21 protein-coding genes, 1 tRNA gene, 2 pseudogenes and 1 other annotated feature are annotated in these 21,231 nt (G+C 34.1%); of the genes and pseudogenes, 21 read left to right on the top strand and 3 right to left on the bottom strand.

The genetic code is table 11. The annotated features are described in order from the left end of the window. Nucleotides 1-53 precede the first annotated feature (53 nt). The 5 genes and pseudogenes from JCM14209_RS05930 (at nucleotide 54) to JCM14209_RS09230 (ending at nucleotide 4,541) form a co-directional block, all read left to right on the top strand. Entirely contained in the window at nucleotides 54-2,222 is a 2,169-nt protein-coding gene (locus tag JCM14209_RS05930; protein ID WP_025022632.1) for a Tex family protein, read from the top strand. Beyond that, nucleotides 2,215-2,652, top strand: coding sequence for a SprT family protein (locus JCM14209_RS05925; RefSeq protein ID WP_025022631.1), 438 nt, complete (start codon nucleotides 2,215-2,217; stop codon nucleotides 2,650-2,652). Before JCM14209_RS05930 ends, JCM14209_RS05925 begins: the two co-directional genes overlap by 8 nt. Before the next feature lie 50 nt (nucleotides 2,653-2,702). Then, nucleotides 2,703-2,788: transfer RNA gene (locus JCM14209_RS05920), tRNA-Leu, on the top strand. 83 nt (nucleotides 2,789-2,871) lie between these two features. Beyond that, the gene (locus JCM14209_RS05915) at nucleotides 2,872-3,846 is read left to right on the top strand and encodes a beta-ketoacyl-ACP synthase III (protein ID WP_025022630.1); all 975 of its coding nucleotides are present in this window, start codon (nucleotides 2,872-2,874) and stop codon (nucleotides 3,844-3,846) included. Nucleotides 3,847-3,870: 24 nt separating this feature from the next. Then, nucleotides 3,871-4,541: pseudogene (locus tag JCM14209_RS09230) on the top strand (2,3-bisphosphoglycerate-dependent phosphoglycerate mutase). Nucleotides 4,542-4,580: 39 nt separating this feature from the next. Here JCM14209_RS09230 and JCM14209_RS05905 read toward each other — a convergent pair. The 3 genes from JCM14209_RS05905 to JCM14209_RS05895 all read right to left on the bottom strand — a co-directional run bounded on the left by JCM14209_RS05905 (nucleotide 4,581) and on the right by JCM14209_RS05895 (nucleotide 6,955). Beyond that, nucleotides 4,581-5,915, bottom strand: coding sequence for a C1 family peptidase (locus JCM14209_RS05905; RefSeq protein ID WP_025022629.1), 1,335 nt, complete (start codon nucleotides 5,913-5,915; stop codon nucleotides 4,581-4,583). 69 nt (nucleotides 5,916-5,984) lie between these two features. Further along, nucleotides 5,985-6,668, bottom strand: coding sequence for a ribose-5-phosphate isomerase RpiA (gene rpiA / locus JCM14209_RS05900; protein ID WP_025022628.1), 684 nt, complete (start codon nucleotides 6,666-6,668; stop codon nucleotides 5,985-5,987). Nucleotides 6,669-6,670: 2 nt separating this feature from the next. Then, complete coding sequence (locus tag JCM14209_RS05895) at nucleotides 6,671-6,955, bottom strand: GNAT family N-acetyltransferase (protein ID WP_025022627.1); 285 nt, start codon at nucleotides 6,953-6,955, stop codon at nucleotides 6,671-6,673. 120 nt (nucleotides 6,956-7,075) lie between these two features. Here JCM14209_RS05895 and JCM14209_RS05890 point away from each other — a divergent pair, with 120 nt between their 5' ends. From JCM14209_RS05890 to mprF, 16 genes and pseudogenes are all read left to right on the top strand, one after another. Next, the gene (locus tag JCM14209_RS05890) at nucleotides 7,076-7,612 is read left to right on the top strand and encodes a dCTP deaminase/dUTPase family protein (RefSeq protein WP_025022626.1); all 537 of its coding nucleotides are present in this window, start codon (nucleotides 7,076-7,078) and stop codon (nucleotides 7,610-7,612) included. A gap of 12 nt (nucleotides 7,613-7,624) precedes the next feature. Beyond that, entirely contained in the window at nucleotides 7,625-9,001 is a 1,377-nt protein-coding gene (gene radA, locus JCM14209_RS05885) for a DNA repair protein RadA (RefSeq protein WP_025022625.1), read from the top strand. A 20-nt stretch (nucleotides 9,002-9,021) separates the two neighbouring features. Continuing rightward, on the top strand, nucleotides 9,022-10,122 hold the full coding sequence (locus JCM14209_RS05880) for a PIN/TRAM domain-containing protein (protein ID WP_025022624.1): 1,101 nt from the start codon (nucleotides 9,022-9,024) through the stop codon (nucleotides 10,120-10,122). Nucleotides 10,123-10,222: 100 nt separating this feature from the next. Then, nucleotides 10,223-11,709: pseudogene (gene gltX / locus JCM14209_RS09225) on the top strand (glutamate--tRNA ligase). A gap of 76 nt (nucleotides 11,710-11,785) precedes the next feature. Further along, nucleotides 11,786-13,186, top strand: a complete 1,401-nt coding sequence (gene cysS, locus JCM14209_RS05870; protein WP_025022623.1) for a cysteine--tRNA ligase — start codon at nucleotides 11,786-11,788, stop codon at nucleotides 13,184-13,186. Then, nucleotides 13,186-13,593, top strand: coding sequence for a Mini-ribonuclease 3 (locus tag JCM14209_RS05865; RefSeq protein WP_025022622.1), 408 nt, complete (start codon nucleotides 13,186-13,188; stop codon nucleotides 13,591-13,593). The genes cysS and JCM14209_RS05865 overlap by 1 nt, the downstream gene beginning before the upstream one ends. Then, entirely contained in the window at nucleotides 13,593-14,342 is a 750-nt protein-coding gene (gene rlmB / locus JCM14209_RS05860; protein ID WP_025022621.1) for a 23S rRNA (guanosine(2251)-2'-O)-methyltransferase RlmB, read from the top strand. The genes JCM14209_RS05865 and rlmB overlap by 1 nt, the downstream gene beginning before the upstream one ends. A gap of 2 nt (nucleotides 14,343-14,344) precedes the next feature. Next, nucleotides 14,345-14,860, top strand: coding sequence for an NYN domain-containing protein (locus tag JCM14209_RS05855; RefSeq protein WP_025022620.1), 516 nt, complete (start codon nucleotides 14,345-14,347; stop codon nucleotides 14,858-14,860). 71 nt (nucleotides 14,861-14,931) lie between these two features. After that, nucleotides 14,932-15,084 carry a 50S ribosomal protein L33 gene (gene rpmG, locus JCM14209_RS05850; RefSeq protein WP_025022619.1) on the top strand — a complete coding sequence of 51 codons (153 nt, stop codon included), beginning with the start codon at nucleotides 14,932-14,934 and terminating at the stop codon, nucleotides 15,082-15,084. Nucleotides 15,085-15,102: 18 nt separating this feature from the next. Further along, nucleotides 15,103-15,270, top strand: a complete 168-nt coding sequence (gene secE, locus JCM14209_RS05845) for a preprotein translocase subunit SecE (protein ID WP_025022618.1) — start codon at nucleotides 15,103-15,105, stop codon at nucleotides 15,268-15,270. 103 nt (nucleotides 15,271-15,373) lie between these two features. Then, nucleotides 15,374-15,940 (top strand): transcription termination/antitermination protein NusG, encoded by a 567-nt coding sequence (gene nusG, locus JCM14209_RS05840; RefSeq protein ID WP_025022617.1) that lies wholly within the window; start codon nucleotides 15,374-15,376, stop codon nucleotides 15,938-15,940. A 117-nt stretch (nucleotides 15,941-16,057) separates the two neighbouring features. Continuing rightward, nucleotides 16,058-16,483, top strand: a complete 426-nt coding sequence (gene rplK, locus JCM14209_RS05835) for a 50S ribosomal protein L11 (protein ID WP_025022616.1) — start codon at nucleotides 16,058-16,060, stop codon at nucleotides 16,481-16,483. A 102-nt stretch (nucleotides 16,484-16,585) separates the two neighbouring features. Then, on the top strand, nucleotides 16,586-17,278 hold the full coding sequence (gene rplA / locus JCM14209_RS05830) for a 50S ribosomal protein L1 (protein ID WP_025022615.1): 693 nt from the start codon (nucleotides 16,586-16,588) through the stop codon (nucleotides 17,276-17,278). Nucleotides 17,279-17,372: 94 nt separating this feature from the next. Continuing rightward, nucleotides 17,373-17,490, top strand: a sequence feature (ribosomal protein L10 leader region). A gap of 38 nt (nucleotides 17,491-17,528) precedes the next feature. Then, the gene (gene rplJ, locus JCM14209_RS05825) at nucleotides 17,529-18,032 is read left to right on the top strand and encodes a 50S ribosomal protein L10 (RefSeq protein ID WP_025022614.1); all 504 of its coding nucleotides are present in this window, start codon (nucleotides 17,529-17,531) and stop codon (nucleotides 18,030-18,032) included. Between the two features lie 69 nt (nucleotides 18,033-18,101). Then, nucleotides 18,102-18,467: a 50S ribosomal protein L7/L12 gene (rplL, locus tag JCM14209_RS05820; RefSeq protein ID WP_025022613.1), complete on the top strand. Its 366-nt coding sequence runs from the start codon at nucleotides 18,102-18,104 to the stop codon at nucleotides 18,465-18,467. 68 nt (nucleotides 18,468-18,535) lie between these two features. After that, on the top strand, nucleotides 18,536-21,100 hold the full coding sequence (mprF, locus tag JCM14209_RS05815) for a bifunctional lysylphosphatidylglycerol flippase/synthetase MprF (RefSeq protein WP_025022612.1): 2,565 nt from the start codon (nucleotides 18,536-18,538) through the stop codon (nucleotides 21,098-21,100). Nucleotides 21,101-21,231: the final 131 nt, after the last annotated feature.

The raw sequence follows: 21,231 nt of genomic DNA, 5'->3' as shown, positions 1-21,231 counted from the left end.
TATTTTAAAGGGTTCGTTTAAATTCGATCCCTTTTTTAGAAGGAAAATATTAGATGGATAAAAATATTGTTAGTTTAATTCAAAAACAATTTGAATTTAAACCTAGCCAAGTACAAAATACATTAATGTTATTAGAAGATGGAAATACGATTCCATTTATTGCACGTTATCGAAAAGAAAAGACGGGTAGTTTAGATGAAGTAGCAATTCGTGATATCCAAAAAGAATATCAACGGGTTGAAAAACTATTGAAACGTAAAGCAGACGTTGAAAAAAGTATTGCCGAACAAGGAAAAATGACCGCAAAAATAAAAGCACAATTAAAAGATGCGGCTACACTGCAAGAAGTTGAAGATATTTATTTACCTTTTAAAAAAAAGAAGGTTACAAAAGCTCAAATAGCACGAGAAAATGGTTTAGAACCATTAGCAAAGTATATCTTATCTTTTCCAAAGAAATCACCAAAAGAAGAAGCTGAAAAATATTGCAATGAAAAATATCCAACAAAAAATGCAGTCATGGATGGAGCCTTAGATATTTTAATTGAACTATTCAGCGAAAATGTTCAACTTAGAAATTATATACGACAACGGTTCGAAAATTATGGTAAATTGACTTCAAAATTAAAAAAAGATGCGATTGATGAACAGCAAACGTATAAAATGTACTATGATTTTGAAATGAAAGTAACTAATTTAAGTTCGTATCAAATTTTAGCAATAAATCGTGGAGAAAAAGAAAAAATTCTCCGTGCTAAAATAGAGACTAATGAAGAAATTATTTTAAATTATTTCCGCTTCCGGATTATTTCAAAAAATGTTTCACCGGCAAATGAATTCATTATTAAAGCTTATGAAACTGCGTACAAAAAATCAATCAAACCAAGTATTGAACGTGAAATTCGTGCTAAATTAACGGAAAAAGCTGAAAAACAATCAATCGCTGTGTTTGGAGAAAATCTCTACAATTTATTGATGCAAACACCGTTAAAAGGAAAAGTAATTTTAGGCGTCGACCCTGCTTTTCGGACAGGGTGTAAATTAGCAGTTGTGGATGAAACAGGGAAGTTCATCACAAAAGATGTGATTTATCCACACGAAACTGCCAAAGATAAGAAACCTGATCCTAAAAAACGAGCTCAAGCTGTGGAAAAAATAAAAGCGTTGTTAAAACATTATCCAATTCAAGTCGTAGCAATTGGAAATGGGACTGCTAGTCGACAAACAGAAGCATTTATTGCGGATATTTTACGTGATTACCCACATGTGAATTATGTGATTGTCAACGAATCTGGGGCCTCAGTTTATTCTGCCAGTGAAATTGCACGCCAAGAATTTCCAGATTTTAATGTTGAAGAACGTTCCGCAATTAGTATTGCGCGTCGAATTCAAGATCCTTTAGCTGAATTAATCAAGATAGATCCTAAAGCAATTGGGGTAGGGCAATATCAACATGATTTACCTAAAGGACAATTGGATGATGAATTAAAAGAAGTTGTGCAAACGGCTGTTAATAAAGTAGGGATAAATTTAAATACAGCTAGTGTTCAATTGCTTCAAAATATTTCGGGATTAAATAAGACGATTGCACAAAATATTATTAATTTTAGAAATGAAAATGGTAAATTTGAAAAACGGGCAACATTAAAGAAAGTGCCACGTCTCGGACCCAAAGCATATGAACAAGCAGCCGGTTTCTTAAGAATTATTGATGGAAAAGAAAAGTTAGATAATACTGATATTCACCCCGAAAGTTATCCAATTGCAAAAGAGATTTTACAAGAAATTAAGCAAAGTGACGCTAGATTGGGCAGTTATAAATTAAAATCTGCACTTCAACAATTTTCAGTAGCAGATTTTATTAAGAAAACTAACTATGGGAAACAAACGGTTGAAGATATTGTTGAAAGCTTAGATAAACCAGGCAGAGATGTGCGTGATAAAATGTCGGGCCCGCTGTTAAGAAGTGATATTTTAAAATTAGAAGATTTAAAGAAGAGAATGCAGTTACAAGGAACTGTCCGAAATGTAACTGATTTTGGGGCATTTGTAGATATTGGGGTTAAAGTAGATGGCTTAGTTCATATATCACAAATGAAGAAAAGAAAGATTAAAAATCCTCGCGAGGTTGTTGCGGTTGGTCAAGTAATTGACGTTTGGGTGCTAGAAATAGATCAAAAACGGAATCGAATTCAATTAACAATGGTAAATCCAAATGAATAATCAAGAATTACAAAGCCTAGTTGAAAGTATTTCACTAGAATTTTTTAAATGCCCCTTTTTACACAAAGCTTATTTTAATTCTCGCCTAAAAAGTACAGGCGGAAGATATTTTCTAAAAAATCACAATATCGACATTAATCCAAAGATGTTAGAAGAATTTAATGAGCAGATTTTGATTGGGGTAATCAAACATGAATTATGCCATTATCACTTGCATTTAAGTGGACAAAAACATACGCATCGAGATTTAGTTTTCCGTAATTTATTACAGCAAGTAGGGGGCTTGAGATATGCTCCAAGAATTTCAAATGAAAAAATGAAGTACCAGTATGTTTGTCAACAATGTGAAAGAAAATTTTGGCGACAACGAAAAATGAATCCTGATAGATATCGTTGTGGCGCTTGTCATGGAAAAATAAAATTAATTTAAAAAATAACTTGTCAGATAAAAAAATGTTTGCTATAATTAATTCTGTTGTCGCGGGTATGGCGGAATTGGCAGACGCGTCAGACTAAGGATCTGGTGGGAATTATTTCCCGTGATGGTTCGAATCCATTTACCCGCATCGCTAGCGTAGGAGTCATTAATTGACTACTGCGCTTTTTTTATTTAATATATTTTGTGAGAAAAATAAATGGGAGTGGAAACATGAGTAAAGCAATCAAAATCTTATCTGTAGCAAGTTATCTTCCACAAACTAAAGTTACAAACGATGATTTAAGTAAAATTATGGATACATCTGATGAATGGATTGTATCACATACAGGAATTAAGAATCGCTATTACGCGATGAATGATGAAAATACTTCTGATTTAGCCACTTTCGTCGGGGCTAAACTTTTGGAAAAAGCTAATTTGGATGCAAGTGATATTGACTTATTAATTGTATCAACAATTTCTCCAGATGCATTAACCCCATCAACTGCAGCGATTGTTGAAAAAAAATTAGGGTTAACTAATGCGTTTGCATATGATATATCTGCAGCTTGTGCGGGCTTTATTTATGCTTTAAGTACAGCAGAAAAATTTGTTAATTCAGATCAATATCACCGTGCTATGGTAATTAGTGCAGAAGTTAATTCAAAAATGATGGATTTTACAGACCGGACATCAACCGTCTTTTTCGGTGATGGGGCTGCGGGTGTTATTATTGAAAAAAGTGATGATAAAAAATCACAATATTTAGCTGAAAAGCTTGAAACAAGTGGAGATGAAGAAGTAATTCACAGTGGACGAATGGCACCAATTCAAGCAATTGAAGCAAGCAATTATCCACAAATGGATGCATTCTTCCAACAAGGACGTCAAGTCGCAGAATTTGTAGATACTAAAGTTGCTAATCATATGAAAAAGTTTTTAGCAGACAATGATTTGAATTTTGATGATATTGAATATGTAATTCCACACCAAGCTAATTTACGAGTAATTGAAAAGTTAGCCGCTAAATTAGGTGTTTCAATGGACAAAGTTGCTAAAACAGTGGTTGATTCTGGAAATATTTCATCGGTTGGAATTCCATTGGCATTGGACAAACGTTTAGAAGAAGGAAGCCTAGAAGGTAAAGTATTGCTAACGGGATTTGGAGCAGGACTGGCAATTGGATCGATTTTATTAGAATTCTAATTGTAATTTGAGAGGGGACAAAGCATGGTAAAACTTGTATTGTTACGGCACGGACAAAGTACCGCAAATGAAGCTAATATTTATACTGGTTGGTCAGATATGCCGTTAACGCAATATGGCTGTCAACAAGCACGTGAAGCGGGGCGTAAAATATTGCAAAATAACTTACAGTTTACCCAAGTCCATACTTCTGTTTTGGTCCGTGCTATTAAAACCGCTAATTTGGTTATGCAAGAATCAAAGCAATTGTACCTTCCAATTTCTAAAACTTGGCGTTTAAATGAAAGACATTACGGGGCATTGCGTGGCTTAAATAAGGATTTTACCAAGAAGAAATATGGAGAAAAGCAGGTAGCACTATGGCGGCGATCATTTGATGCTAAGCCACCTTTATTAGATCACCCATTATGCAACGACGTTATGAAAAGATACCGTATGACGTATTGCCGGTAGGGGAAAGTTTACGGGATGCAAGTGAACGAATTTTACCTTATTGGGTGGAAAAAATTGCACCGCAATTAATTGCTGGTAATAATCAGTTAATTGTAGCACATGGAAGCACTTTAAGAGCGTTAATTAAGTACATTGAAAAGATTAGCGATGAAAACATCGATGGGGTTGAAGTTGCCAATGCACAACCAATTGTGTATACGTTAAATAAAAAATTAGAAGTTATTGATAAAAAAGTACTATAAAAAAACAAAAAGAGACTGGAATTTCCAGTCTCTTTTTGTTTAAGCTAATGATCCCATTGGATCCCAAGGAGCTAATACTTTAGGTTCTTCATTAAGAACGTCTTGTAATTCTTGAGGTAAGAATTTCTTGTTAACAACAACTTGGTAGCAGTATTCATTCATCCAGTTATCACTCATAACAAAGAATCCTTTTGTACCAACTTTGTCACCCCATGAGTTTTCAACTTTCCATTTAGTTGATTTACCATCAACTAAATCTACCCCAGTTAAAACCATTGCGTGTGTCATTAAACTTTCGGCATAATCTAAGCGTTCAGCTTTTGACATTGCAAAATCAACATCAAATAATTGGTCTTTGTGATAAAGTTCAGTATCCATGATACCTTTTTGACGATCAGATTCTTGACCAACATCACAACCGAACCAAACACTTTCGCCAGATTCAAGTTGTTTAATTGCAACTTTCTTAAATGTATCCATGTCAACATTTAAGTGACGAACACCACGGCTGCCAAGGACATTACCTAACATTTCAACAGTGTACATGTGGTTGTATGGCTTATCTGATGTTGGAGCATTGATGATTGATACGTAATCATCTAAATTCCAACCAACATATTTTTCATAGAATTCATGTGGTGTAATTCCTTGTTCAATGTGATAGTTGTTATCTTGATCGCGGAATTCAAAATCAAATTTAGTAGGAGGAACACCTAATGTATAAGATAAAATACGATAGATTTCACCTAAATTCTTTGTTTTGAATGCTTCAAGTTCTTCTTCGCTCGCATTGTTAGCAACAAGTTCTCGTAATGCTACAGCATCTTTTCTTAATTTAAGATTTAAAGTAGAATTTAATTCATTTGATTTTGATGAGTTATATGATTCAGGCATCACACTCTTAGGTACAACCCCATATTTTGCAATAATTGCAGTAATCATATCCCATTGGCCACCATCTTGTTGTGGAGTAGTCATTAGCCAAGCAACTTTACGATCAGAGGTTGGTAATGAAGCTGTTTCAATCACGTTATTGTAAAAATAATTTGATTTTTCTAGTTTATCCCAAAAGAATGTGTAACTTTGAGATAATTCAAAATCTTTAGCAACTTTAAAACGATCTTTCATATCATGACGCATTGTGTTTAATGCAGCAAACATCCAACAACGACCAGATTGTTTTTGGTTTGCAACATCTCCAGTATCTAAATCGATAGAAAATACTGGCGTCATATCGACTTCAGAACGATAATCAGCACTAGTTGCTAAAATTCCATTTTTTGTTACCGCACGACGTAAAACGTCATGCTTTTTGTCAGCTTCAAGGGCTTGTGAAAATGCTTGAAGTTGTTCACTTGTAATTGCCTTTTGCACAAAGACCACCATCCTTTTAATTAAATTATAAGTATTTTAAAACAAAATTTAAGAATAGTAAATATTTTTTTATCTCGCTTCTAATACTTGTGGTCCATTTTGTGTTCCAACAATCACAGTATTAACTAAATCTAAGAATAAACCATGTTCAACCACCCCAACTTGATGAATTAAGTATTCGGCTAATTCATGGGGCTGTTTAATTTCTTGTAAGTGTAAATCAATAATATAGTTTCCTGAATCTGTTTTAAGTAAAGAACCATCTTCATTGATTCTGAATTTAGGATTTAATCCTTTTTGCTTAAAGTTTTCCAAGACTGTGCCACTTCCGTATGGAATTACTTCGACTGGAAGAGGGAAAGAACCAATGTTTTTTGAAAGTTTGCTTTCATCAACAATCCAAATGTTTTTCTTTGATTTAGTCGCAACAATTTTTTCAAATAATAACGCAGCACCGCCGCCTTTAATTCCTTGAAAATCATCAGAAATTTCATCGGCACCATCAATTGTTAAATCGATGTGATCAACATCGTCAACATCTTTAATGGTAATTCCAAGAGATTCGGCTTGTTTTTTTGTTCGAATAGAAGTGGTTACGCCGATAACGTTAAGACCTTCTTCATTGACACGTCTTCCTAATTCGTCAACCATAAATTTAACAGTAGAACCTGTACCAAGGCCAACAATCATGTCCGGTTTAATCCAATCAACAGCTTTTTTTCCAACAAGAGCTTTTAGTTCATCTTGATTCATTATTATTCCTCCGAATTTTTTACTAATTTTTGATATTCAGGGTGACGTTTTAAAAATTCAACGGTAAAAGGACATAAAGCTAAAACTTGTTGATTTTGTTCTGCAACATTTTTCAAGAATTCTTTTGTAATTTTACCGGCAATTCCTTGGCCACGATAGTCATCGTTTACGAATGTGGTTTCAACTACGTAAGTTTGATTATCATCAATCATTGTAAAACCAATATGAGCAACTATTTTTTCATCTTTGTATAAGTCAAAGGAATTATTTGTAAATTTGTATTCCATAAAATCACCTCACAAGTTAATTATAGCATGTAATAAAATTGAATTTTTGCGTATAGCATAACTAATTTAACTAATTAATGTTAAGATAGTAGATGATAAAAAATATTTGAGGTAAATGAAATGAAACGAGGATTTGAAATTGTCACGAAATATCAAAATGATGGGATTAAATTACCAATTCGGATGACAAAAAACGCAGCTGGTTATGATTTCTTTGCCCGCGAAGATTTCTTGATTCCAAGTATTTGGAAATTAAATTTTTTGAAGATTTTACAATTAATAAGGAAGCAAAAACAATATTCAAATGATGAATTATTAACAGCTAAATCTGTCTTAAAACCTTTCTTGGTTCCTACGGGAATTAAGGCATATATGCAAGAAGATGAATTTTTGTTACTTGTTAATCGTTCAAGTGGACCTTTAAAACGACAGTTGATTTTACCAAATGGTGTCGGGATTGTTGATGCGGATTATTATAATAATCCAAGTAATGAAGGAGAGCTATTTTTTCAATTAATAAATTTTGGAATTACTGATCAATTAATAAAAAAAGGTGAACGGATTGGACAGGGGATTTTTATGCCATATTTAATTGCAGATGATGAACAAAGTCCAATTAATGAACGGACAGGTGGATTTGGCTCTTCAGGAAAATAGGGGGATGAATAAATGGCAAAAGTAAAAACTAAATATGTTTGTCAAGAATGTGGATATGTTTCGCCACGATATTTAGGTAGATGCCCTAATTGCGGACAGTGGAACAGCTTGACAGAAGAAATTGAAAAAAAGCAAAGTGTTTCATCAAAATCACAACCAAGAGTTGATATTTCTGGAACAACTGTGAAACCAGAAAAAATTGGTGATGTAACCGCAAAACAAACTCCACGTTTTGACACTAACATTGGTGAATTAAATCGTGTTTTAGGGGGAGGGATTGTTCCTGGTTCGTTAGTCTTAATCGGTGGTGATCCTGGAATTGGAAAGTCAACGTTATTGCTACAAGTATCAGGCCAGTTGGCATCCCTTGATAAAACTGTGTTATATGTTTCGGGAGAAGAAAGTGCTACGCAAATCAAAATGCGTGCCGATCGACTAGGAGTTACTGGACAAGAATTATATCTTTATCCTGAAACAGATATGGATAGTATCCGTAAGTATATTAATGATATGAATCCTGATTTTGTAGTAATTGATTCGGTTCAAACCATGCAAGAACCAGAAATGACTGCTGCCGTCGGGAGTGTTTCTCAAATTAGAGAAGTAACGGCTGATTTGATGCAAATTGCTAAGACGAATGGAATTACTGTCTTTGTGGTTGGTCACGTCACTAAAGGTGGAGCAATTGCAGGACCTAAAATTTTAGAGCATATGGTTGATACAGTATTGTATTTTGAAGGGGATATGCACCGGACTTATCGAATTTTAAGAGCGGTTAAAAATCGATTTGGTTCAACGAATGAAATCGGAATTTTTGAAATGAAAAACGGCGGGTTGAGTGAAGTTGCTAACCCTTCAGAAATATTTTTAGAAGAACGTCTAAGAGGAGCAACCGGTTCTTCTGTTGTAGTTTCTTTAGAAGGAACACGTCCAATTTTAGTAGAAATTCAAGCTTTGGTGACTCCGACGGCATTTGGAAATGCAAAAAGAACAACGACAGGATTGGATCACAACCGCGTTGCTTTAATTATGGCTGTACTTGAAAAAAGAGCCGGTTTACTCTTACAAAACCAAGATGCATATCTAAAAGCGGCTGGAGGAGTTAAACTTGATGAACCTGCAATTGACTTAGCTGTAGCAATTAGTATTGCATCAAGTTATCGTGATAAAGAAACCCAACCAACAGATTGTTTTATTGGTGAAGTTGGACTAACGGGTGAAATTCGTCGGGTAAATCGAATTGAACAACGAGTTAATGAAGCTGCTAAATTAGGTTTTAAACGAGTAATTATTCCTCAAAATAACTTGGATGGCTGGCAAATTTCAAGTGATATTGAAGTTGTAGGAGTAAGTACCTTAACTCAAGCGTTAAAAGTGGTTTTTAATTAGCATAAAAGAAGGTGAAGATAATGAGAAAAAGAATTATCGGTTTAGTCTTAGCAATTTTAGGAATCGGCGCTGGATATACATTTTTACCTGAATTATGGAAATTATTTAATGTTAAATATCAGTGGTTACAAAATTCTTTAGTTAACGCAATTATTGGTTTAATTTTAATGTTAATTGTAGGGGCTTTTTTGATTGTTCCAATTGAAAAATTTATTATCAGAATCGAGACATCTTTAGTTAAACAAAAGCCAGAAATTATTGTTTCGACAACGCTTTCGATGACAGTTGGTTTAATAATCGCAGTCATGGTATCATCTATCTTATTTAAGTCACAGATATTTTTTATTAGTACAATTTTACCGATTGTTTTAATGATTATCTTTACTTATTTGGGATATGTTGTTGGGAAAGAACGTTTGAGTAATTTACGTAGATTATTATTCCGTCCGAAAAAAACAGAGGAAGGAGAAGTGTTGTTACGTAAAGTTGGAGACAATTTTCATCGTTATAAATTGCTGGATACTAATATTTTGATTGATGGTAGGATTTATGATTTAGCAAAGATTGGATTTATTGAAGGAACATTAGTTGTCCCTAATTTTGTTTTATATGAATTACAATATATTGCTGATTCTGCTGAAAGTATTAAACGGGTTCGTGGTCGCCGTGGTTTAGATATATTAAATAAATTACGGTCTGAAAAAATAATTCCAGTAAAAATGTATGACGGTGACTTTGAAGATATCAAGGAAGTTGATAGTAAGTTAATTAAGTTAGCTAAAGTTTTGGATGCAGTTATTGTAACGAATGATTATAACTTGAATAAAGTTTGTGAATTTCAAAATGTTGAAGTTTTAAATATTAATGCGTTAGCAAAAGCAATTAAGCCGCGAGTGTTGCCCGGAGAAAAATTAAATGTCATGGTAATAAAAAATGGTACTGAAAGACAACAAGGAGTTGCATATTTAGATGATGGTACAATGATTGTTGTTGAAGATGGAAGATACTACTTGAATAAATCCATTGAAGTTATTGTAACAAGTACCATTCAAACGGATGCTGGACGCATGATTTTCGCAAAGCCAACGCATTCAAAACGTGAATTAGCAGAGAAAAATTAAAATTAACAAATTTATCTGAGATGGATAGTTTATTTTTTAAGCTAATCATTGTAAAATAGGATAGTATTATATATTTCGAGATAAGAAAGAGGCGCTTATAGTGGCTAAAAACAAGATTCGTGTACGTTACGCTCCAAGTCCAACAGGACATTTACACATTGGAAATGCACGTACAGCATTATTTAATTATTTATTTGCAAGACATAACAAAGGAACGTTTGTATTACGTATTGAAGATACAGATACAAAACGTAATATCGCTGATGGTGAAAGAAGCCAAATGGATAACCTTGAATGGTTAGGTATCGATTGGGATGAAGGTCCAGATAAACCAGGTAAATATGGTCCATATCGTCAATCTGAAAGAAAAGACATTTACCAACCATTAATTCAAGAACTTTTAGACAAAGATTTAGCATATTACTCATACATGACTGAAGAAGAACTTGAAGCTCAACGTGAAGAACAAAAAGCTAACGGAGAAGCTCCACGTTATGTCTATGAATATGAAGGTATGTCAGCTGAAGAAATTAAGCAAGTTCAACAAGAACGCCAAGCAAAAGGAATTAAACCCGTTGTTCGTATTCGTGTTCCACAAGGCAAGACGTACGAATGGGATGATATTGTAAAAGGTAAGATTAGCTTCTTATCAGATACAATTGGTGGTGATTTTGTTATTCAAAAACGTGATGGCATGCCAACATACAACTTTGCTGTTGTAGTTGACGACCACATGATGGAAATTACTCACGTTTTACGTGGGGATGACCATGTGGCTAACACACCTAAACAATTAGCTGTTTACGAAGCATTCGGTTGGCAAGCTCCTGAATTTGGACACATGTCATTAATTATTAATACTGAAACTGGTAAGAAATTATCAAAACGTGATGAAACAGTGCTTCAATTTATTGAACAATACCGTGAATTAGGTTACTTACCAGATGCAATGTTTAACTTTATTACATTATTAGGTTGGTCTCCAGTAGGTGAAGATGAAATCTTTACAAAACAACAATTTATTAAGATGTTTGATCCAAACCGTTTGAGTAAATCACCAGCTGCATTTGACGGTAAGAAACTTGAATGGATTAACAACCAATACGTTAAAGATGCAAAAGAAGACGACGTAATGGACTCAGCATTAAAACAATTAATTAAAGCTGGTAAGATTCAAGAAGACCCAGATGCAATGACAATTGCTTGGCTCGCAAGTTAATCAGTTTATACAAGAACCAAATGTCATACACTGGTCAAATTGTTGAAATGGCAGATGTATTCTTTAATGAACCACCTGTATTAAGTGAAGATGCTAAAGCAGAATTAGCTGACGAATCAGCTAAAACTGTAATTGAAGCATTTGCAAAGAAAGTTCAAGATTTACCAATCTTTGATTCTGTTGAAATTCAAGCAACAATTAAAGCTATTCAAAAGGAAACAAAGATTAAAGGACGTCAATTATTCATGCCAATTCGTATCGCTACAACAAGAGAAATGCATGGCCCAGAATTGGCTCCATCAATCGAATTGTTAGGACGCAAGAAAGCTCTTGAACACGTTAAAAAGACGTTAGAAGAATTAAACTAATAGCTAAACAATAAGGTTGTGGCAATAAGTCACAACCTTTTGTTATATTTTGTTGTATGAAGAAAGGAGTGGGACAATGATTAAAGTCTATAATACCTTGACGAATGAAAAAGAAGAATTTAAAACCTTAAAACCTAATGAGGTATCAATGTATGTTTGTGGACCAACAGTTTATAACTACATTCATATTGGAAATGCGCGAAGTACCATTGCTTTTGATACAATTCGCCGCTATTTAGAATATCGTGGTTATCACGTTAACTATGTGTCAAATTTTACAGATGTTGATGATAAAATTATTAAAGCAAGTCAAGAAAATAATTTATCAGTAAATGAATTGACGCAAAAATTCATTGAAGCATTTTATGAAGATACTGATGCATTAAATGTCCAAAGAGCAACAATGAATCCAAGAGTTATGGATAACATGGATGAAATTATCGAATTTGTTGCAGCTTTAATTGAAAAAGGTTATGCATATCCGGCACAAGGAGATGTCTACTTTAGAACGCGTAAATTTCAAGAATATGGCAAGTTATCAGGCCAATCAATTGATGATTTAGAACTCGGGGCAAGTAGTCGAGTTAACGATAATGATCAAGATAAAAAAGAAGATCCACTTGATTTTGCTTTGTGGAAAGCAGCGAAACCAGAAGAAATTTCATGGCAATCTCCTTGGGGCCAAGGGAGACCAGGCTGGCATATCGAATGCTCGGTTATGGCAACAAAATATTTAGGTGAAACAATAGATATTCATGCTGGCGGACAAGATTTAGAGTTTCCTCACCATGAAAATGAAATTGCGCAAAGTGAAGCTAAGACAGGTAAAAAATTTGCAAACTACTGGCTGCATAATGGTTTTGTAACGATTGGCGAAAATGACGAAAAAATGAGTAAATCATTAGGTAACTTTGTTACGGTGCATGATTTATTGAAAGAAGTAGATCCAAAGGTTATCCGTTTCTTTATTGCGACTACACAATATCGCCGTCCAATTCAATATAGTCAAAAGAATTTAGATGAAGCTAATAATAACTTAAAGAAGTTAAAAACTGCATATGAAAACTTAGAATATCGAATGGCAAATGCGCTTGAGGGCACTGATGATGAAAGTGATTTACAAGCAATTAAAGATAAGTTTACTGAAGCAATGGATGATGATTTTAATGTCCAAAATGGAATTGCTGTAGTTTATGAACTCGCTAAGAAAATGAATCTTTATTCTGAAAAAGAGACTGTTTTTGCTGAAACAATTCAAAAAATGATTAGTTTATATAATCAAATGTTAAGTATTTTTGGGATTGAATTTGGTAAAAAAGAATTCTTAGATGATGAAATTGAAGCATTAATTGCGGAACGTAACGAAGCACGTAAAAATAAGAACTTTGAACGTAGCGATGAAATTCGTGATCAACTTCAAGAAATGGGGATTATTTTAGAAGATACAGCTCAAGGTACAAGGTGGAAAAAGAAATAATGGAAAATAAAACTGTAGATTACATGCAAACAAACGGAATTGCACTCGCATATATGGGAGATGCAATTTACGAAGTATATGTGCGTGAACATTTATTAAAACAAGGAATGACAAAGCCAACCCGTCTTCACCATCGTGCAACGCGTTTTGTATCCGCTAAAGCCCAAGCATTTTTAATCGAAAAAATGATGGAAGAAGAAATTCTTAATGAAAAAGAATTAGAATTTTTTAAGCGAGGACGTAATGCTAAAAGTCATACTTCTGCAAAAAATACGAATGTGGTAACATATCGTATTTCTACGGGGTTTGAAGCATTATTTGGATATCTATACTTAAGTGAACAAAAAGAGCGTTTAAATGAACTTGCACAATGGTGTATTGATACAGTAGAGAAAGAAGGTAAGTAATGGCTGATAAAAATGAAACACTAGATTTTATTATCGGACGTCATCCTGCAATGGCGGCTTTAAAAAAAGATGGTGAGATTAACAAAGTTTTCTTACAAGAAAATTTAAAATCTGATGCAATTCATGAAATTTATAAAAAAGCAAAAGAAAATGGATTAGTAGTTTCTTTTGTTCCTAAATCAAAACTTGATAAAATGACAAATAATCAAAATCATCAAGGAGTTGCAATTGCTGTTGCTTCATACAAATACTCAGAAATTGATGATATTTTTGCATTAGCAGAAAAGAAACAAGAAGATCCATTCATATTAATTCTTGATGGAATAGAAGATCCACATAATCTTGGTTCAATTATGCGTACAGCCGATGCAGCAGGGGTACACGGAATTATTATTCCTAAAAGAAGAGCAGTTCAATTAACTTCAGTAGTTGCCAAAACGTCTACTGGAGCAATTGAATATGTGCCAGTTGCACGTGTAAATAACCTAGTTCAAACAATTAAAGAATTAAAAGAGCGCGGAGTATGGGTTTTTGGAACCGATATGAAAGGAACCGATTACCGTAAGTGGAGCGCTAAAGGAGCGACTGCTTTAGTGATTGGAAACGAAGGGAAAGGAATTTCTGAGCTTGTGAAGAAGAACTGCGATGAAATGCTTACGATTCCGATGGTAGGGCATGTTCAAAGTTTAAATGCGAGTGTCGCAGCTAGTTTGTTGATTTATCAAGGATTTACTTCTCGAGGTAATTAATAATGAAGAAAAATATCTTGATTGTAGATGCATACAACATGATAGGAAATTGGCCTGAACTTGAAAAATTAAAGAAACATAATAAATTAGAAGATGCTAGAGATCAATTGTTGCGAATTTTATCAAATTACCATAAGCAAGCTAATGCGGATATTATTGTGGTTTTTGATGCAATGTACGTTCCAGGAATAGCACAAAAATATGATCAATATAATTTAACGGTTATTTTCACAGCTGAAGAGCAAACGGCAGATACGTATATTGAAAAACTAGCAGGTGAATTACAAACACCAATTACTCAAGTTAGAGTTGCAACAAGTGATCAAGCTGAACAATGGGTTGTATTTTCCCAAGGAGCATTACGACTTCCAGCATGGGAATTATATCAAGAAATCAAACGTTCAAAAAAAGAAGTTTCTTCTGCAGCTAAAATGTATCAAAATCAAGGAAAAGCCAAGCGCCTAACTTGGAGTGACGAGCAATTAGATAAGTTAGCAGAGTTAAGAGACAGTTTATAATATTTGAATTATTGACAGAAAATGAGGATGCATGATAGAGTGAACATGTATTTATTAAAAGGAGAACTCTAATGGCAGGTAAAAAGAAAGTAGCACTAGCTTGTTCACAATGTGGTTCAAGAAATTATTCAATTACTGAAAACCCAAATCGAACAGAACGTCTAGAAGTACAAAAATTTTGTAAATATTGCGGAAAGCATACATTACACAAAGAAACAAAATAATTGTTGGAGTGAGACTTCATGAAATTTATTAAGAGTGTTTTTAAAACCATGAAAGAAACAACATGGTTAACTGGTAAAGAAACAAGAAAATATACTTCAGTTGTAGTTTTATTTTCAGTTGCATTTATTGCATTTTTTGCAGTTGTAGACTGGGGAATTCAAACTTTGCTTAAACTTTTCGTTTAATGAACTCTAGAATTGGACGATATTTTCTGATACAATGAGAAAAGAGCCCCGAGCAATTTTTGGAGGCTTTTTTCTTTTACAAAAAAATTAAGGAGAACATGAAATGGCACATACAGTCGAATCAGCAGAAAAGAAATGGTTTGTTTTGCATACATATGCAGGATATGAAAATAAAGTTAAAGAAAACTTAGAATCACGCGCAACATCTATGGGAATGGAAGATTTCATTTTCCGCGTTGTTGTTCCTGAAGAAGAAAAAGTAGAAACAACTAAAACTGGAAAAGAAAAAAAGGAAACTTTAAAAACTTTCCCCGGATATGTTTTAGTTGAAATGGTAATGACTGACCAATCATGGTACGTTGTTCGAAACACTCCAGGGGTAACGGGCTTTGTTGGATCACATGGTTCAGGTAGTAAGCCAGCACCATTATTAGACGAAGAAATCGAACATATTCTTAATCAAATCGGGATGGATGCAACTCGTAAAAATTCAAACTTCAAAGCTGAAGTCGGTGAATCAGTTACAATTATTGATGGGGCATTTGCAGGTCTTGTTGGTAAAGTAACAGCAATTGACGATGAAAAGATGAAAGTGCACGTAAATATTGACATGTTCGGTCGTGAAACAGCTGCCGAATTAGATTTTAATCAAGTTGAGAATTTAATTTAAACTAGCTTGTTTTTCTAATAGATAAATGATAAAATAATCTAGTATGCTTTTGGCATACTGTGGGAGGCTAAATATTTCTAGCCATCCGTACCACACACGGAACAGGAGGTTTTTACCGTGGCAAAAAACGTAGTAAACGTTGTTAAATTACAAATTCCTGCTGGACAAGCAACTCCAGCACCACCAGTTGGTCCTGCTTTAGGTCAAGCAGGTATTAACATCATGGGATTCACAAAAGAATTCAACGCTCGTACAGCTGACCAAGCTGGTATGATCATCCCAGTTGTTATCTCTGTATACGAAGACCGTTCATTCGACTTCGTTACAAAGACACCACCTGCTGCAGTTTTACTTAAGAAAGCTGCTGGTGTACAAAAGGGTTCAGGCGAACCTAACACAAACAAGGTTGCAACAGTTAACCGTGCACAAGTTAAGGAAATCGCTGAAACAAAAATGCAAGATCTAAACGCTGCAGACGTAGAAGCTGCTATGCGCATGATTGAAGGTACTGCACGAAGCATGGGCTTTGTTGTAGAAGACTAATTTCTACGGCCGCGCTTCTCAGACGGGTACTTTATGAAAATAAATGTACCAAGTGGGAGGTTTATCCGATAGACCACATATTGCAAGGAGGAAATTTCACTAATGGCTAAGAAAAAAAGTAAAAAGTATTTAGAAGCTGCTAAGCAAGTTGAAGAAGGTAAGTTATACGCTGCCAACGAAGCACTTGAATTAGTAAAGAAAATTGATTTCGCAAACTTTGATGCAACTGTAGAAGTTGCTTTCAACTTAAACGTTGATACAAAGCAAGCTGATCAACAATTACGTGGAGCAATGGTTTTACCAAACGGTACAGGTAAAGACCAAACAGTTGTTGTATTCGCTAAAGGTGCTAAGGCACAAGAAGCTAAGGATGCAGGTGCAGATGTTGTTGGTGACGACGACTTAGTTGCACGTATCCAAGATGGCTGGTTAGACTTTGATGTTGCTATTGCTACACCAGACATGATGGCTCAAGTAGGTCGTTTAGGTCGTGTATTAGGACCTAAAGGCTTAATGCCAAACCCTAAGACAGGTACAGTTACAATGGATGTAACTAAGGCTGTTACAGATGCTAAGTCAGGACAAGTTACTTACCGTACAGACCGTGACGGTAACGTACACGTGCCACTTGGTAAAGTTTCATTCGGTGCAGATGCACTTGAAGGTAACTTTAAAGCAGTTTACGAAGTTATTGCTAAAGCACGTCCAGCATCAGTTAAAGGTGTTTACATCAAGCACGTTTCTGTTGCTTCAACATTCGGACCAAGTGTTACAGTAGATACTTCAGCACTTTAATATTGTTATCAAAAGGTAGAAATTTAAATTTCTACCTTTTTTTTTATTAAAAATAGTTGACCAAAAGGCAAAATAATGATATTCTATTAAAGGTCAAGTTATAACAATTCTGCCTAAGACTCAGGTGACGTAAGTCTTAAATATGCCTGCCGAGGAGTAATCGAATCTCTCTCTGTGTCTTGGTGTGGACATAGAGCTTTTTTATTAAAAAAGCTTTTTGACACAATGACTATGGAGGTGAATTGAAAAAATGAGTAAGGAAATTATCGCAAAGAAAGCTGCTATCGTTGATGAAGTTGTAGCTAAATTTGAAAATGCATCATCAGCTGTTGTTGTTGACTACCGTGGTCTTACAGTTGAAGAAGTTACAGATTTACGTAAACAACTTCGTGAATCAGGCGTAGAAATGCGTGTTATCAAGAATACATTCTTGAAGCGTGCAGCTGAAAAAGCAGGTTACGAAGGCTTAGATGACACATTTAGTGGTCCTACAGCTGTTGCTTTTGGTAGTGAAGATGTAACTGCTGCTGCACGTGTATTGGTTAAGTTTGCTGAAGACCATGAAGCTCTTGAAGTTAAGGGTGGTATGATCGAAGGTAAAGTTGTTTCTCTTGAAGAAATCAACGCACTTGCCAAATTACCAAACCGCGAAGGTTTACTTTCAATGCTATTATCAGTATTGCAAGCACCAGTTCGCAATGTTGCTTACGCTGTTAAGGCTGTTGCCGACAGCAAAGATGAAGATGCTGCTTAATGCCTAAGTAGTGTTTTTAAACTAAATTAAAAAATAAAATTATTATTTACCCAAATGGAGGAAATCAAAATGGCATTAGATACAGAAAAGATTATTGCTGACTTAAAAGAAGCTAGCATTCTTGAATTAAACGACTTAGTAAAAGCTATCGAAGAAGAATTCGGTGTTTCAGCAGCTGCTCCTGTAGCAGTAGCAGGCGCTGCAGCAGATGGTGCAGCAGCTAAGGATTCATTCGATGTTGAATTAACAGACGGTGGCGCATCAAAAGTTAAAGTTATCAAAGTTGTTAAGGACATCACAGGTCTTGGTCTTAAAGACGCTAAGGGCTTAGTTGATGGTGCTCCTTCAGTAATTAAAGAAGGCCTTTCAAAAGACGAAGCTGAAGAATTACAAGCTAAGTTAGAAGAAGTTGGCGCTAAAGTTACATTAAAATAATTAATGTATAAGAGGAGGTCGGGAATATCCCGACCTTTTTTATTTTATCTAAGTATGGGGGGATACCTTTGAAAAATATTCAAACATACATTCGTAAAAATATTGCATGGCTTGAAGGAATATTTGTTTTATCAATTATTGCTTTTGTTTTTGTTGAATTAGCAAAAATTTTTAAAGAGGTTGATTGGAATCGAGTAGGAAATGGTTTAGCAGGACAAAGTATCTATGAGCTTTTAGGTATGCTTTGCTTTGGCTTGTTAGCTGTTTGTCCGATGTTAATTTATGATTTTTCGATTGTTTCATTTTTACCCGGAAAATATTCGATTAAATATATTATTAAGAGTGGATGGATAACTAATACATTTACAAATATTGCAGGCTTTGGGGGCTTGTTAGGGGCAACGCTAAGAGCAAATTTCTATCATGAAAATGCAACTAAGAAACAGGTTGTCTATGCAATTTCAAAAATTGCTTTATTTTTACTAGCAGGGTTATCTTTTCTTTGTTGGGTAGCTTTGGTCTTTTTATTATTAGGAAAACATGAGATACATTTGTATCATTATATTATTTGGCTAGTTTTAGGGGGATTATATTTCCCAAGCGTGTTAATTTTTACAAGAATTAGCAATGGTGAATTTTTTAAAGATTTATCTAGGAAAATAGAAGCACTTTTAATGATAGGATCAATCTTAGATTGGGCTTTTGCGGCTGGCTTCTTTCTTTATGTTGGGCATGTTTTAAATGTAAAGGTTAGTATCTTAGATTTGTTTATCCTATATATAATTGGTTCTGTAATTGGAATTATTTCCTTGGTACCTGGGGGATTAGGATCTTTTGATGTTTTTATCATTTTAGGTCTTCAATATTTAGGTGTAAGCAGTTCAATCGGGGTAATATGGTTACTTTTCTTCCGTATTTTTTACTATATTGTTCCATTTGTAATTGGTATTTTTCTTTTTATGCATGGACTAGCGCAAAAAATCAATGCCTATTATAAATCTATTCCATCACAATTAGTACAAAAATTTGCGCATGGTTTAGTTACAGGCTTTATGTATCTTTCAGGAATTTTAATGCTGATTGAAGCGGTAGTACCGGGAATTCCCTTTTATAATCGGTTGACGCAAACCTTTTATAATTATTCACTGATTTTTATTAACCAAATGACGGATGTGATTTTTGCTTTCTTGTTGATTGCAATGGCGCGTGGTATTAATTCAAAAGTGAAAAAGGCATTTATTCCAACAATTATTGTCCTTCTAATTGGTATTGGGAACGCACTATTTCGTTTTTATATGCCAACGGTTGCAATTTATCTAACAATTGTATTAGTTAGTGTTATTTTGACAAAAAAAGAATTATACCGTGAACAGCTGAGATATTCTTTAAAGAAGATTTTTGTAGATGGTGGAATTTTTGTCGTCACGTTTATTACATATTTAATTGTTGGATACCTTAATTTTAAGCGGATTAATGTTAAAAAAATTCCGGATTTATTAATTTTTCCGGGACAACAAGTTTGGTTTTCCGGTTTTATGGGCTTGTTAATTGCCTTATTAATAACATTAGCAATCGTAATTTTCTTTAGATCGGATATTGATCCGTTTAAAAAAGTAAATTATGACCGCGATAGGATACAAAATATAATTTCACGTTACGGAGGAAATGAAGTAAGTCATTTATCTCATTTACGTGATAAAAATATTTATTTTTACAAAGTAAATGGTGAAGATGTTTTGTATTTCATGTATCGTCGAAAAAACGATAAATTAATCTTTATGGGAGAACCAGTTGGTAATTATGATTATCTTAAATCAGCGCTTACAGATTTGATGAATAAAGCAGATATTTATGGATATGAGTTAGTATTTTATGAAATTAATGCCGACTTAACCATGTTGCTTCATGATTTAGGCTTAGATTTTATTAAGACTGGTGAAGAAGGCTTTGTAAAGTTAGCTGATTTCTCTCTTAGTGGAAAGAAGCGCAGAGCTGAAAGAGCATTAATGAACAAATTCGAGCGTGAAAATTTCCACTTTGAGATAATGCAACCGCCATTTAGTCATGAATTTATTGCGGAATTAAATGAAATTTCGAAGGATTGGCTAGACGGGCAAAATGAAAAAGGCTTTTCTCTTGGTTTTTTTGATGAATATTATTTAAATCAGGCTCCAATTGCAATTGTACGTAATGATGCTGATGATATCATCGCATTTGCTAATTTGATGCCGATGCAAAAAGATGTGTTGTCAATCGATTTAATGAGGCATAAAAAAGATGCGCCATCTGGGATTATGGATTTAATCTTCATATCATTATTTAAATATGGAATTGAAAATGGATATCAACAATTTGATATGGGTATGACACCATTAGCAAATGTAGGAACATCTAATTTCAGTTTCATTGAAGAAAAAGTTGCGCATTACATTTATGAATTTGGTTATTCATTTTATGGCTTCCAAGGCCTAAGAGCATATAAAGAAAAATATGTAAGTGAATGGATTCCTAAATATACTGCATATCGGAAACGAAAATCAGTTGCAATTACAATGTATGAAGTAATGATGGTAGTAAATCATGAAAAGAAAAGTCGAAAAAACGTACCATTCTTTTTAAAATTTGTTGCATAAACATAAAAAAGATCGTTAATTTTTAACGGTCTTTTTTTAGTGCAAACAACTATATTAAGAGCTGTTGATAAGTAAAAATCACAGGCGTGGTAACTGTGGAAAAACTATATAAAATATAGTAATATTAATTT

The organism is Ligilactobacillus hayakitensis DSM 18933 = JCM 14209 (genome assembly GCF_000615845.1).
Classification (GTDB): domain Bacteria; phylum Bacillota; class Bacilli; order Lactobacillales; family Lactobacillaceae; genus Ligilactobacillus; species Ligilactobacillus hayakitensis.
Note: the sequence above shows the minus strand (reverse complement) of the source record. Positions and strands in the feature narration are given on the sequence as shown.

Excerpts from the sequence above, each read along its gene's own strand:
- JCM14209_RS05890 (WP_025022626.1), top strand. The coding sequence starts at position 7,076 with ATGAAACGAGGATTTGAAATTGTCACGAAATATCAAAATGATGGGATT.
- JCM14209_RS05925 (WP_025022631.1), top strand. The coding sequence starts at position 2,215 with ATGAATAATCAAGAATTACAAAGCCTAGTTGAAAGTATTTCACTAGAA.
- secE (WP_025022618.1), top strand. The coding sequence starts at position 15,103 with ATGAAATTTATTAAGAGTGTTTTTAAAACCATGAAAGAAACAACATGG.
- rplA (WP_025022615.1), top strand. The coding sequence starts at position 16,586 with ATGGCTAAGAAAAAAAGTAAAAAGTATTTAGAAGCTGCTAAGCAAGTT.
- JCM14209_RS05865 (WP_025022622.1), top strand. The coding sequence starts at position 13,186 with ATGGAAAATAAAACTGTAGATTACATGCAAACAAACGGAATTGCACTC.
- cysS (WP_025022623.1), top strand. The coding sequence starts at position 11,786 with ATGATTAAAGTCTATAATACCTTGACGAATGAAAAAGAAGAATTTAAA.
- JCM14209_RS05880 (WP_025022624.1), top strand. The coding sequence starts at position 9,022 with ATGAGAAAAAGAATTATCGGTTTAGTCTTAGCAATTTTAGGAATCGGC.
- radA (WP_025022625.1), top strand. The coding sequence starts at position 7,625 with ATGGCAAAAGTAAAAACTAAATATGTTTGTCAAGAATGTGGATATGTT.
- rplJ (WP_025022614.1), top strand. The coding sequence starts at position 17,529 with ATGAGTAAGGAAATTATCGCAAAGAAAGCTGCTATCGTTGATGAAGTT.
- rpmG (WP_025022619.1), top strand. The coding sequence starts at position 14,932 with ATGGCAGGTAAAAAGAAAGTAGCACTAGCTTGTTCACAATGTGGTTCA.
- JCM14209_RS05895 (WP_025022627.1), bottom strand. The coding sequence starts at position 6,955 with ATGGAATACAAATTTACAAATAATTCCTTTGACTTATACAAAGATGAA.
- rpiA (WP_025022628.1), bottom strand. The coding sequence starts at position 6,668 with ATGAATCAAGATGAACTAAAAGCTCTTGTTGGAAAAAAAGCTGTTGAT.
- JCM14209_RS05915 (WP_025022630.1), top strand. The coding sequence starts at position 2,872 with ATGAGTAAAGCAATCAAAATCTTATCTGTAGCAAGTTATCTTCCACAA.
- nusG (WP_025022617.1), top strand. The coding sequence starts at position 15,374 with ATGGCACATACAGTCGAATCAGCAGAAAAGAAATGGTTTGTTTTGCAT.
- rplL (WP_025022613.1), top strand. The coding sequence starts at position 18,102 with ATGGCATTAGATACAGAAAAGATTATTGCTGACTTAAAAGAAGCTAGC.
- rlmB (WP_025022621.1), top strand. The coding sequence starts at position 13,593 with ATGGCTGATAAAAATGAAACACTAGATTTTATTATCGGACGTCATCCT.
- JCM14209_RS05855 (WP_025022620.1), top strand. The coding sequence starts at position 14,345 with ATGAAGAAAAATATCTTGATTGTAGATGCATACAACATGATAGGAAAT.
- JCM14209_RS05930 (WP_025022632.1), top strand. The coding sequence starts at position 54 with ATGGATAAAAATATTGTTAGTTTAATTCAAAAACAATTTGAATTTAAA.